Origin of the sequence: Leptotrichia sp. oral taxon 879 str. F0557, assembly GCF_000469385.1 — a bacterium.
Lineage (GTDB): Bacteria > Fusobacteriota > Fusobacteriia > Fusobacteriales > Leptotrichiaceae > Leptotrichia > Leptotrichia mesophila.
Window position 1 is genome coordinate 1 of the sequence record NZ_KI271301.1, and the last position, 13,876, is coordinate 13,876.

Sequence of the window (13,876 nt, forward strand, 5' to 3'; positions counted from 1 at the left end):
AGGCTGACGCTCTACCAACTGAGCTACTCCCGCAAAATCTATAAATGGTCGGTGTAGTAGGATTTGAACCTACGACCCCCTGCTCCCAAGGCAGGTGCGCTACCGAGCTGCGCTATACACCGCTCTAAAGAATAACTTTTACTAATTACTCTCAGACAAGAAATATAATATCATAAATCAGAATGAATGTCAACACTTTTTTTCTGATAATTTCAATTTTTCTTAATTTTTTTGCTAAAATACCATTTTCCCCATTATTTTTAGTATATTTCAACAAAATAAGGGCATAAAAAATTATACCCTCATTACATAATTATTTTTTTATCAATGTTACACTAACTTCAGAATCTTCCAAAGCACTTCCATTAATAAAGTTTACTCCATCAAAATGTAAAATATCTCCTGGTACTAAAACATGTTTTTCAGTTTCATTCAGGTACATTTCCATTTTTCCTTTTAGAACGGTAAAAACAATTTCCTCATCTTCATGATTGTGCTTAGCAATTTTTTCATCTTTTTTCAAAATTTTCTTTACCAATTTAAAATTTCCCTTGTTAAACAGCAATCCTGCTTCATTTTTTACATTTCCAAACATCTTTTTTCTCCTTAATATTTATTTTTATTTTGTTTTTTTAGCTTTATATAAATCTTCCAGTAATTCATCATTATTTTTATATTTTTTTATAAGTTCTATCAGATTTTTCATTCCTTCAACTTCTGACATTTCATTCAGTTCTCTTCTTAATTTCCAAATTTTTTCCAAATTTTCTCTTGGAATCAAAAGTTCTTCACGTCTTGTCCCACTTTTTAGTACATCAATTGCAGGAAATATTCTTAACTGTTCCAACGTTCTGCTTAAAATGATTTCCATATTTCCTGTTCCTTTAAACTCCTCAAAAATTACTTCGTCCATTCTACTTCCAGTCTCAACAAGAGCTGTCGCAATAATTGTAAGGCTTCCACCATTTTTTATATTTCTTGCGGCACCTAAAAATCTTTTTGGATAATAAAGTGCATTAGGGTCGATTCCTCCCGAAATTAATTTCCCGCTTGACGGAATAGTGATATTATATGAACGTGCAAGCCTAGTTAGACTATCCATAAGAATCAAAATATCTTTCCCACGTTCCACTTGCCTTTTTGCCATCTGAAGCACATTTTCTGTAACTTCTGTGTGTACTCTTGGGTCTTCGTCAAAAGTCGCTGAATATACTTCCGCATCTTTTACGTTTTCTTTAATATCCGTAACTTCTTCAGGACGCTCATCAATTAATAGTATCCACACATCAATTTCAGGATTATATTTTATAATGTCATTTGCAAGAGTAGAAAGAAGTACTGTTTTCCCAGCCTTTGGAGGTGCGACTATAAGTCCTCTCTGTCCTTTCCCAATTGGCGAAATTAAGTCAATAATTCTTGAAGAAATTTCCCCACCTCCTAAATTTAGCTTTTCATCTGGGTAAGATGGCACTAAATCATCAAAATACGGACGTTCTAGCGATTTTTCAGGCAAGTCTCCATTTACAAGCAATACTTTCAAAATCCCATAATTTTTCTCAGTTCCAATCGGAATTCTCAATTCTCCAAATACAATATCCTCATTTCTTAAGAAAAATCTTTTTATTTGTGAAATTGACACATAAACATCAGGCCCAATCGAAGTATTTCTCAAAAATCCATAATTTCCCTCACCTATTACTTCCAATTTACCAAATCCATAAGTTTTCCCTCTTTCTTTCCCCTTTTCAATCAAAATTGCATTTATAAGTTCAAGTTTTGACATTCCAGAAAAACTTCCAATTTTATATTCCTTTGCCATTTTCTTTAATTTAGTTACATTTTGAGAAAGAATTTCTCTTATCATTTCTTCTTCAGAATCTGAATTTTCAGAAACATTTTTCTTATCTAATTCCACTTGCTCATCTAATATTCTTTCCGATTCTATTTCATTATCTTTTTTCGTCATTTATTCCTCCACCAACTCTCCGTATAATGTCCATGTTTTCGCATTGTAAATTTTTGTATTTACAAATTGCCCTTTTAAATCTTTTCTATCACTTTTAAATAAAACTATTTTATGCGTAGAACTTCTTCCTACCAGCATTTCAGGATTTTTTCTGCTTGGTCCTTCAACAAGTACTTTTACAATTTTCCCTAAATATTTTTGGCTTTCTTCCTTTGCTTTCATATTCTGTAATCTCATAAGCTGCTGTAATCTCTCATTTTTTACCTGTTCATCAACCTGTTCTCCCATCGTAGCTGCAGGAGTTCCAGTTCTTTTAGAATACATAAACATAAACGCATTTTCAAATCCAACTTCATTCACAACATCCATTGTATCCTGAAAATCTTCATCTGTTTCCCCAGGAAATCCAACAATAATATCCGTAGTAAGCCCAATATCAGGTATTTTTTCTTTAATTTTCTTAGCAAGTGCTATAAACTCTTCCTTTGTATATCCTCTATTCATTGAATCCAAAATTTTTGTAGAACCTGACTGTAGTGGTAAATGCAACATTCTCGCTATTTTAGGATTTCTTGCAATTGTGTCGATTACTTCATCACTAAAATCCTTCGGATGCGGTGACACATATTTTATCCAGAAATCTCCTTCTACATTTGCGCTTTGCTCCAGCAACTCTGCAAAATTATCTTCTCCATTTGCAAAATCACTTCCATATGAATTTACATTCTGTCCTAAAAATAATATTTCCCTGTATCCTTTTTTTGTATATTGCTCAACATCCCTAACAACTTCATTAAGAGGTACAGATCTCTCCATTCCACGCACATAAGGGACTATACAAAATGTACAGTAATTATTGCACCCATAAGTAATCGAGATAGAAGCCACAATATCATCTCCAAAGTCTGCATCTACTCTTGTTGGAAGTTCATCCTCATCATCTACCATAACAATATGTGTTTCTTCTCCTGCTTCGATTCTCTCTAAAATATCAGGAATTCTTCCTATATTCTGATTTCCAAGAACCAAATCGACATAAGGCGTTTTTTTAATAAATTCATCTCTTACCTCTTGAGCAAGGCATCCTGTGACACCAATAATCATTTTTCCATCTTTTTCTTCCTTAATTCTTTTCAAATCCCCTAGTTTTCCATATACTTTAACAGCTGCACCTTCTCTTACCGTGCAAGTATTTAAAAATACCAAATCTGTATTTTCAATATCTTCAGTCATGCTATACCCCATTGTTTGTAGCATCTGCTTCATTTTCGCACTTTCATTTACGTTCATTTGACAACCGTATGTTATTATAGTTGCTCTCTTTTCCACTTTTTTCCCTCCAAATTTTGTTCTTTTTTTAAAATTTTTGATTTTTACTGAATAGTTTCGAATTGACTAAATTGATAATTTTTTCAACACTTAAATAGTTCTAACTATCCAAGTATAAATCATTATTTTTCAAGTTTATTTTCTCCTATTGTAATGGTATCATTTTTATTTTGGAATTTCAAGAATTTTTTATTCTTTTTTTTAATTAATACTTACTTGATAACCTAATCTTTTTTATTTTGTTAAAAATAAAACAAATTTATCTAAAAAGAGAGATGATTTAAATAACCATCTCTCTTCCCAAATTTTTACATTACTATTTAATTTCCCAAGAATCTTCAATTCTATTCTCATTTTTATGTATCTTTCAATAATTCCCAATTACTTTTTTCTCTTTTTTCACTTATATTTTACTCCTAATCTATCTTAAATACAAGTTTTTTTCAAAATAATAAAAAAATTATTTTAACAATATAAAAAGTACACCTTCAATGCTCTTTTAAAACACTTCCAGTGTACTTACCTTTATTCTACAATAAACAACCATTCAGAAGACAATTCGTGTTCTCCATTAATTACTTTTTCATATTCTGATTTTAACAATTTATGAAATTTACCTGCTTGTGGTTTTGCATTAAAGTCTAACTGCCCAATAGGACGTTTGTCCAATGATTCTGCATAAGTAATTTTCATTGCTGTTCCTGTTACTAACAGCTCATCTGCTGTGAATACCATTGATCTGTCAATTTTTCCACGATTTATTTTATATCCATTGTGTTCTAATAATTCCAATGCTGATCTTACTGTAATTCCTTCAAGAGCTGCGTTTCCAGTGTCAGGGATTATTATTTGTCCTCTGTAAACCAGTATTATATTTGCAACTGACACTTCTACCACATTTCCAGCATCATCAAACATTAATGCATCGTCGTAACCATTTCTTTGTGCATCACTTGTTGCAAGGAACGAGTTAATATATGAACCTCCCGCTTTTGCCTTTGTAGGAATTGCCGAATCATTGTATTTTCTATAAGTTGAACTCATTAAGTTTAGTCCGCCTTCTGTACTTACATAATCTGCAAGCGGCAACATGTAAATTGCTAAATCAAAGTCTAATCCTGCCTTTTTAGGTGACAATCTAGGCTCTTTACAAAAAACAAATGGTCGCATATAAAAGTCTTCTTTTACGTCATTTTTCTTAACTAATTCTGTAACAATATCTTTAAATTCATCCCAAGTTATAAAATATTCAAATCCTAACATTTTTGACGCATTCATTAATCTAATATAGTGATCTTTCAGTCTAAAAATCGCTACTTTCCCATTTCTATAATATCCTCTGATACCACCAAAACAAGTTGTCCCATATTGTAAACTATGTGTAGCGATACTAACTGTCGCTTTTTCAAATTCCACTATTTCTTTATCGAAATATGCAAATTTCATAAATTCTGCCTTTGCCATCTAATTTTACCTCCATATTTTCAATATTTTAATATTTACTTTTATATTTTAGCACTTTTTCAAAATTATGTAAAATTTATTTTTTATAATTAACTATATATATTATATATATTTAAATGCTAAAATTATAATTCTTTCTTAATTTTATTATATTTTGAATTTGTAAAATTAGACTCCATAAACTTTCATAAGCTCATCAAGTTCTTTTTTCTCTTCCATTTCCTGAACTTTTTTTACAGATAATGCAATTGATTTTCTTTTTTCATTAATATCTGTAATTACAGCCTCAACTTTATCTCCAACTGAGAATTTTTCAGAAATATCCTTCAAAAATTCCTCTGTTAACTCACGTTTTGGTATAATTCCGTTAAATCTGTCTGTTAATTTAACAAGCACAAAATTTTCCTGAATTTCAACAATCTCAGTATTTACAATATTTCCTTTCTTATATTGTTCAATTGCTTCCTTCCAAGGTGATTTTTCTAATTGCTTGATACTTCCAGAAAGTTTTTTATCAAGTTTATCAACTACAATTACTTTAAATTCGACTTCATCGCCAACTTTATATTCTTTATGTTCTTTTTTATCCCATGAAAATTCGTTTTTATGGATAAAAACTTCTATTCCTTTTTCTAATTCCACAAAAATTCCATAATCCTGAACATTCATGACCTTTCCTTTAAATGCATTATCAAAGTCATAAGTTTCCTCAAGAATTTCCCATCTATCATCAAGCAACGCTTTAGCACTTAGAGTAATTCTATTTTTTTCGTCATTAAAGTCAACTATTTTAAATTTGATTACATCTCCTGCTTTATATTTTGAAGTTAAATTGGCTTCTCTCTTATACGACAAGTCAGACACATGTAAAAGTCCGTCAATATCTTTTTCCAGTGAAATTAATAATCCAAAGTCAAATACTTCTGTTATTGGTTTTTCAATAATATCCCCAATATGGTATTTTTCCTTAACTGTATCCCAAGGGTTTTCTGACAATTGTTTTACACTTAACTTAACATTTTTCTTTTCATCTTCAATTTGAATAATTTTTGCAGAAAATTTGTTCCCTTCCTTGTAGTTTTTAAGCTCTTTAGCCCCATTGTGCCAAGCCAGCTCTGAAAGATGTACAAATCCAGAATTTCCGTCAACAGTCACAACTATCCCAAAATCAAGTACATCCTTCACGACTGCCTCAACTACATCTCCTACATTATGGCTTGCTGCAAATGCAACCCAAGGATCTTCTGACAATTGTTTTATACTTAATTTTAATCTATTTTTCTCAGCATCCTTTTCAATAATTTTAGCACTTATTTCATCACCAATTTTATATTTTTCAGTCAAATTATCCACTTGATCCCAAGAAATTTCAGATATATGAATAAATCCACTAGTTGCTCCCAGGTCCAAGATAATTCCAAAGTCAAATATCTCTTTAATCTTACCAGTAACAACATTTCCAATATTTACCTTTTCTAAATATTTTTCTTCTTCAATTTTTATTAAATCACTTCTTGAAATAGTTATGTTGCTCTTATTTTTTTCCTTTATTAAAAATTTAAATTTTTGTCCTGTATAATCTTTGTTTTTGTCAAATCTGGCAAGTGAAAATGGTAGAAATGCTTCATTTTTTCCTATTCTTACAGTGTACCCACCTTTAATTTTCTTAATAATTTCTCCTGTTACAATGTCATCTACATTAAACGATGCTAGTTCTTTTGCCTTATCCAATACAAATTTTGAAACAATGATGTTCTCATCATCTTCTCTTAAAACTTTTACTTCAATTTTATCTCCTATTTCAAAATCCTTAACTTCACTAGCATAAATTCTTCCTTCTTTCTTTGCATTCAAATCAAGAAAACCATAATCCAGTTCTTTTCTAGTAATAACTCCTTCTACTACATCTCCAGATTTTTTTTCTTCTGGTAAATAATCTTCCAATAATAATTCAAATTCTTTTTCGTTCATTTTGCACTTTAGAACTGCTATTAAAAGCCAGTTCTTCTCCCTTCTTTTTATTTATAAAAATTATTCTTCAAAAAATTTATCAACTTCAATTATTTTTCTTAATTCTTCTAATAATTTCTTTTCATCTTCTATATTTTCTTCATTTTTTGAAATTGCTCTAAGTTTTAATTTTTCTCCCTTAGCTGCTCCAAGCATCATTACTCCAAATACATTCTTTGCATTTACAATTTCATTTTCTCCAACTTTTTCTATTTCCAAAGTCAAATTATATTTCTTTGCAATATTAACGATCTGCCCAGATGGTCTTGCATGAAGCCCTTGCTCATTTTTTATTTCCACAATAATTTCTTTCATATATCCTTCTTTCAAGTTAGAACTCTATGGATTTTATACAAAACTTTGACTATATAAATTAATCTTATATAAATAATATCATTTATTAGGTTAAAAATCAATGTTTATATAGATTTTTTATGAATTTTTTAATAAGAATAAACTAAAAACCTTTTAAAATTATATAAAAAGAGAGATATTCAAAATATCTCCCTAATTTACAAAAATTTAAATTTCAATTATCTATTGATAAATCTTACGTTACTAAAATCAACATTTTGGAAGAATAATTCAACTCTTCTATTATTGTATCTTCCGTCAACAGTATCATTAGTATCTGCTGGATTACTTTCTCCTTGTCCAGAAATTGTTCCGTAAGAAATTGAATTTTTCAATCCATATTCTCTCAATAATTTAGCAACATTTTGTGCTCTAGCTACTGATAGTTTTTGGTTATATGCAGCTGATCCAGTTGAATCTGTATGTCCAACAAAATCAATTGATCCGCCATCAGCAAATTGATTAATTACACCTGCGATAGTTCTCAAGTCAGCAGCTTCACCTTCATTAGGTACTCTTCCGTCTACTTTAAATCCTCTAATTACACATTTTTTATCGTCAACAGAACAGCTAAATGGTAATGTAGCTGTATTTGGTTGATCAATGTCTCTAGATGGAGTTGGTGCTGGTGTAGGTACTGGAGTTGGCACAGGCACTGTAACTGTTTGAGTTATGATTTTAGGTGATCTGTCATTTTTCAATTGTCCAAATCTATATCCTAATCTTACTCCTACTGAATCAGAATAATCTCTACTTCTATCTCCTGCTACAATATCTCTAGTTTTGAAGTTAGATCTTTCATATATAGCTTCTAATGAAACTGGTCCGAACTCTGTTCCTAATCCAGCTGCTACATATGGTCCACCTGATACTTTCAAGTCATCTCTTCTAGCTTCTTTTGCTTCTTTAGCAAAATTATATCCTGCTCTTCCTAACACATATAATGCATCATTTCCATTGTTATTTGTAATTAAGTTAAATTTACCTAAAGCATACACAGGTACACTTCTTGCAATTTTTGTATTTTCTTTTTTATCTCTTAATTTTCCTGAGTTAGCAGAGAATTTATATTCTGAACCTACTCCCCATTCAAATTCACCTTGATTGTCAATAATGTACTCTATTCCAGCTACTGGACCTGGTTTTAATCTAAAATCTGTTCCAGTAGCATCTGAACCAGATTTGTATTTTCTGTAGAAATCATATCCACCTTTAATTTGGACTTCAGATGCTACAGCGTTTAAAGCTAATAAAGCTGTTCCTAAAATTACTAATTTTTTCATTTCAATTCCTCCTGAATGTCATTTTGTTTTTTCTCTAACTTAGTTAGTACTGTTTTCTCCTAATCCTCTTCTAAGATTATACACTATTTTAAGAAAAAAATCAATACTTTAACTTTATAATTAAAAAATATTCTTTAGCCAAAACTTCACGTTTACAAGTATATGATACCATTGTTTTAATAAAAAGTCAATAAAAAAATTCAACTATTTAGATTGTTTTATCCGTTGTATTCAGTACATTTTCAACAAAACAGCTATTTAGGATGACTCTCGAGTCATTCATTTTATTTTTTTCCTTTTAAAATAAATTTCAAAAATTATTCACAAATTTACTGCCAATTGGAAAAAAATAGATAAAAATTAGATATTTATCATTTTATCAATAGAAATTTCTAATTTTTTCAATAATGTAATACGATTTTCTTTCAATTTTTTGTTATCAACATTAATTATTACATTATCAAAAAATTGATTAATTGTAGAGGCATTATTTAGCAATGTTTCAATATAATTTGAAAATTCTGTATTTTCAATACTTTCCAATTGATTTGCTAAATTATACAATGTCTTTTCTTCTTCCAATTCAAATAAATTACTGTCAATATTTAGATTTTCATTTTTTTCATCTTTCACAATATTTTTTACACGTTTCAAAAGATTTATCAAAATTTCAAAGTTTTCAGTTTGCGATAATTTCAGAAGTTCAGATAATTTTTTATCAAGTTCCACAACATTGCTTTCAAGATTTATCTCATAGTTTATAAGATCTTTTTTATATTTTTCATAAAGTACGTTAATTATTCTTTGTTTAAAGAACTCGGTCACATCTTTTACAACATCTTTTTCCAGCACTTTTTTATCATTTGAAAAAATTTCATAAGCCTTTTCGATTAATTTTTTATAGTCAAAAGATAATTTTGAATTTAATACAACTTGGATAATTCCTTGTGTCGCACGTCTTAATGCGTAAGGGTCTTTAGAGCTTGTCGGTTTTAATCCAACTGAAAAACATCCGATTATTGTATCCATTTTGTCAGCTATTCCAGCAATGGCACCTTCAACAGTTGTAGGTAATTCATCTCCTTGATAACGAGGCAAGTAATGTTCAAAAATTCCAAGTGCTACATCTTTATCTTCTCCCTGCTTTTCAGCATAAACGGAACCCATAAACCCTTGTAATTTTGTAAATTCCTTTTCTCCAATTACATTTGAAACAAGATCGGCTTTTGCTAAATCCACAGTTCTTATAATATTTTCCTTCTTGTCATTCAAGTTCAATTCTGAAATCAGATATTCAGCGATTTTCTCACTTCTTTTAACTTTTTCAAAAATTGTTCCCATATCCTTTTGGAAAGTAACTTCCTTCAGTTTTTCCACATTATCCGCAAATTTATTTTTCAAATCCTCGTCAAAGAAGAATTTCGCATCAGCAAGTCTTGGCTCTACGACCTTTTCATTCCCTTTTTTTACAGTTTCAGAATATTCAGGCGCATTTCTTATAACAATAAATTTATTAGATAATTTACCATCCTTATCTTTTACCGGAAAATATCTTTGATGAGTTTCCAATGTAATCGTGATAATATCTTCTGGAAGCTCTAAATAATCCTTACTAAATTCACCTTTTATTGCATAAGGATATTCTACTACATTAACTACTTCATCCAATAAATACTTATTGATTATCGCAGTATCTCCATCCTTTTCACCATTTTCCCTTATACTTTTCAAAATTTCTTCTCTTCTCTTTTCGCCATCTACGATAACAAAGTTTTCAAGCAATATTTTTTCATAGTCAAGCGGATTATTAATCTCAATGTCCTGAGAAGCAAAATATCTCATTCCACGAGTTTTATTCCCACCTTTTAGACCTTCAAACTCAAAAGGCAAAATTTCTCCATTATCAAACAAAGTTACAAACCATTTAATCGGTCTTACAAATCTAAATGTTCTGTCCGCCCACTTCATTGACTTTTCAAACTCTATTTTCTTTATCGCATTTTTCAATATTTCAGGCAAAATTTCCCTAGTATTTTTTCCTGCAATAAATTTTTCAATCGAAATATATTTCCCTTTTTCATTTTCAATAATCTTTATATCATCAACCGTAGCACCTTGCGACTTCACAAACCCTTCTCCAGCTTTCGTAAGCTGCCCATCCTTATAAGCAATTTCTACCGAAGGCCCTACGCTTTTTTTATCCAAATCATCTTGTTTTTCAGCCAAATCCTTTATAATCGCAGTAACTCTTCTCGGCGTACTAAATGATTCTATCTCTGAAAACTTGATTCTTTCAGCCTTTAACTCATTTTCTATTATTTTTTTCAGATCTTTCTCCGCCTTATCCACATATTGTGCTGGCAATTCTTCCAATCCTATTTCAAAAAGAAAATTCATAATTAATTCTCTCCTTTACAAATTTACATTTTTTTTAACTATTTTTCTAAACAATATTCTTAATTCTCCATCTTTTTTACAAATTTTTCCTCAAATTCTTCTTTTGAGTAAGTGTGTACATTTTTGAAGCAATAATCTCTAAATTTTTCAAGTCCAAAACAAATGATTTCATCTTTATCAAGAGTATTTTCTCCAACTGATAAACTACTTCCTTGATTTACAAAATAATTTCCAATTTCTGAAATGGAGTTCTTTTCATTTGGTAAATTTTTATCTTCATTATAAACCAAAATATAATTTGTAATTTCCTTTAAAGTATTTAAAGATTTTTCCTCAATATCTCCTAAAACAAACATACTATTAAGAATCTTTAACTCTATATCCTTTAATTTTTTTATATCAATTCTATTAGACCTATCAAGTAATTTCCCATTTTTAAATTCAATAAAAGTATATCTTCCATCGCTATGTAAAAATAAAACATCATTTGTTTTTAGCTGAATGCTCAAATTATTATTTCTAGTGTACTTATCTCCTCCAACACTATCAAAATTAATTACTTTAATTTGACTTTCTGTCATATATTCTTCATTATTATCATCTTTTGAAGTTTGCTTTAATGTAGAAGTATTATATATTTTCAAATTAATTTTTTTACTCATCTAAATCACTGCTATATCTAATATTTTCTAAATCCTGAATCGGTCTTGCTAATTTTCTATAAATTTCTCTTGTATTTCCTGTTAAATCTTTTATAATACTACTATTTCCTTCATTTTCAGCCACATAATATTTACATTTATCATCAATTTTATGTCGTTCTGAAAAAACTTCAATTGCATTTAAAAAATACGGACTATGTGTTGTCAATAAAATATGCATTCTAAACTCTTTTTGCAACAAAACTATTAACTCAGCAAATTTCAGTTGCCATTCAGGATGTAAATGTATCTCTGGTTCATCAAGAATGATTGTTCCATTTTCTTCTAAAGTTCCATTTTGTAATAACATTTTTATAATTGCAAAAGTTTTAAGCCCTGTCGATAAATTTTTTAAGTCAATATCTTCACCGTTTTTTCTATAAACAAATTTAGAATTTTTATTTTCCAAAATTTCTCCACTCAAAACACTGTTTAATTTTTGATAAATATTATTCAATTTTTTCTTTATTTTTATTTCAGAAATAACACTGTTTTCGTTTTCTGAAAAAACATTGGTTGCTAAATGTGTTTGGTGATTTTCATCATCGAAATCATAACTATCCAAAATAAATGGATTATCAATATACATCGTTTCTTTATTTATTAAAAAATAATTTTGAACATCCGAAATTTCATTATTTTCAATTTTTAAATCTATTTCTTTATCTTTTATTTTAAGACTTATTTCTCCAATATTCATTTTTTCTTTAGAAAAAATGGCATTAATTTGATTATGAAATTCTTTATTCATAACTCGTGAAACAATAACTTTTATGATTTCTTTGTCTGAAATTTTTAAAGTTTCATTTATTTCTTGAACAAAATTTGAAATATTTTCAATTTTTAAATCTTTTTTATAATTATTAATTATGATTTTTATCTCATCTTCTGAATAATCTTTATTTTCCTTCAAAAATTCTATAGCAATTTTTTTCCCCGTACTGTTAAAAATTTCAAAAAAAGAATTATAATCCGTTGAAAGATTTTTATAAACATTTTCTTTTATGATTTCATCTATAATTTTTTCTAACTCAGAAACTTTTTCATTATAAACTTTCTCATCAATTTCATAAAATCCATTAAAAACACTCCATAAAACTTTCCCAACCGTACTTTTTCCAGTATCATTTTCACCAGTAATAACAGTTATCCCATTTATCTCAACATCAGCTTCCTTCAGTTTCCCAACATTCCTTATCAACAATTTCATTCCACAGCCCTCCTTTCAAAAGAAGAATCCCCCTCTTTTATGTCTAATTATTTTTATTCAACAATGGGAATCCCAATCTTTCCCTTGCCTCCACAAATTTCTCTGCACATTTCTTAGCCAAATCCCTGATTCTTAAAATGTAGGACATTCTTTCTGTTGTACTGATTGCACCTCTTGCGTCAAGGTTGTTGAATGTGTGTGAGCATTTTAGAACGTATTCGTAGGCTGGGAATACTAAATCGTTGTTTAGGCAATTTTGAGCTTCTTTTTCGTACATATCAAAAAGTTGGAAGTGCATTGGAACGTCTGCCACTTCAAAGCTGTATTTTGATAATTCATACTCAAACTGGAATCTTCTTTCTCCGTATTTTACGCCTTTTGTCCATTCTAAATCTTTTACATCGTTCTTATTTTGCAAATAAAGTGCAATTCTTTCAAGTCCGTAAGTTATTTCAGATGGAACAATGTCAACTTCCAGTCCTCCAACTTGCTGAAAATATGTAAACTGTGTAATTTCCATTCCATCCAGCCAAACTTCCCATCCTAATCCCCACGCTCCAAGTGTAGGGCTTTCCCAGTTATCTTCCACAAATCTTATATCGTGTTCCTTAGGATTAATTCCTAATGCCACTAAACTTTCTAAGTAAAGTTCCTGAATATTTTCTGGCGATGGTTTCATAATTACCTGAAACTGATGATGCTGGTACACTCTGTTGGGATTTTCACCATATCTCCCGTCTTTTGGACGACGTGACGGCTCAACATACGCAACATTCCAAGGCTCAGGACCTAACGACATTAAAAAAGTGTCTGGATTAAACGTTCCCGCACCTGTTTCAATATCGTACGGATTTGATATTATACACCCTTTATCTCCCCAGAACTTTTGAAGAGTTAATATAATTTCCTGAAAAGTCATTTATCTCTATCCTTTCTCTATTTTTTCTATTTTTCTATCTAAAATATCTTTAATAAATTAAATCTATGAATAACATAACAACTTTATATTTATCAAATTTATTAAATATTTTTCTTTTTTATATTTATTTTAACGTAAGGGCATCAAACGCCATGCCCTCTTTCGCAATAATAATTATTTTAACATATTTAACTGACTACTATTTAGAAATAATGGCGAAATGTTCTACGAACTACCCCGCTT

The 13,876-nt window shown here is 29.6% G+C and carries 11 protein-coding genes and 1 tRNA gene; all 12 read right to left on the reverse strand.

The features are described from left to right. Positions 1-45: 45 nt before the first annotated feature. The 12 genes from HMPREF1552_RS03125 to glyQ all read right to left on the reverse strand — a co-directional run bounded on the left by HMPREF1552_RS03125 (position 46) and on the right by glyQ (position 13,633). Positions 46-122, reverse strand: a tRNA-Pro gene (locus tag HMPREF1552_RS03125). A 191-nt stretch (positions 123-313) separates the two neighbouring features. Next, positions 314-595, reverse strand: coding sequence for a cupin domain-containing protein (locus HMPREF1552_RS03130; protein ID WP_021743624.1), 282 nt, complete (start codon positions 593-595; stop codon positions 314-316). A gap of 24 nt (positions 596-619) precedes the next feature. Continuing rightward, the gene (gene rho, locus HMPREF1552_RS03135; protein ID WP_039901106.1) at positions 620-1,864 is read right to left on the reverse strand and encodes a transcription termination factor Rho; all 1,245 of its coding nucleotides are present in this window, start codon (positions 1,862-1,864) and stop codon (positions 620-622) included. Between the two features lie 102 nt (positions 1,865-1,966). Next, entirely contained in the window at positions 1,967-3,295 is a 1,329-nt protein-coding gene (gene miaB / locus HMPREF1552_RS03140; protein ID WP_021743626.1) for a tRNA (N6-isopentenyl adenosine(37)-C2)-methylthiotransferase MiaB, read from the reverse strand. A 525-nt stretch (positions 3,296-3,820) separates the two neighbouring features. After that, positions 3,821-4,759 carry a branched-chain amino acid transaminase gene (locus HMPREF1552_RS03145; protein ID WP_021743628.1) on the reverse strand — a complete coding sequence of 313 codons (939 nt, stop codon included), beginning with the start codon at positions 4,757-4,759 and terminating at the stop codon, positions 3,821-3,823. Positions 4,760-4,927: 168 nt separating this feature from the next. Then, entirely contained in the window at positions 4,928-6,730 is a 1,803-nt protein-coding gene (locus tag HMPREF1552_RS03150) for a S1 RNA-binding domain-containing protein (RefSeq protein ID WP_021743629.1), read from the reverse strand. Positions 6,731-6,790: 60 nt separating this feature from the next. Continuing rightward, positions 6,791-7,084 (reverse strand): HPr family phosphocarrier protein, encoded by a 294-nt coding sequence (locus HMPREF1552_RS03155; protein WP_021743630.1) that lies wholly within the window; start codon positions 7,082-7,084, stop codon positions 6,791-6,793. A 218-nt stretch (positions 7,085-7,302) separates the two neighbouring features. Then, positions 7,303-8,406 (reverse strand): OmpA family protein, encoded by a 1,104-nt coding sequence (locus HMPREF1552_RS03160; protein WP_021743631.1) that lies wholly within the window; start codon positions 8,404-8,406, stop codon positions 7,303-7,305. A 360-nt stretch (positions 8,407-8,766) separates the two neighbouring features. Next, positions 8,767-10,803, reverse strand: a complete 2,037-nt coding sequence (gene glyS, locus HMPREF1552_RS03165) for a glycine--tRNA ligase subunit beta (protein ID WP_021743632.1) — start codon at positions 10,801-10,803, stop codon at positions 8,767-8,769. 59 nt (positions 10,804-10,862) lie between these two features. After that, on the reverse strand, positions 10,863-11,465 hold the full coding sequence (locus tag HMPREF1552_RS03170) for a hypothetical protein (RefSeq protein WP_021743633.1): 603 nt from the start codon (positions 11,463-11,465) through the stop codon (positions 10,863-10,865). Continuing rightward, entirely contained in the window at positions 11,458-12,714 is a 1,257-nt protein-coding gene (locus tag HMPREF1552_RS03175; RefSeq protein ID WP_021743634.1) for an ATP-binding protein, read from the reverse strand. Before HMPREF1552_RS03175 ends, HMPREF1552_RS03170 begins: the two co-directional genes overlap by 8 nt. 43 nt (positions 12,715-12,757) lie before the next feature. Then, on the reverse strand, positions 12,758-13,633 hold the full coding sequence (gene glyQ / locus HMPREF1552_RS03180) for a glycine--tRNA ligase subunit alpha (RefSeq protein WP_021743635.1): 876 nt from the start codon (positions 13,631-13,633) through the stop codon (positions 12,758-12,760). Positions 13,634-13,876 lie beyond the last annotated feature (243 nt).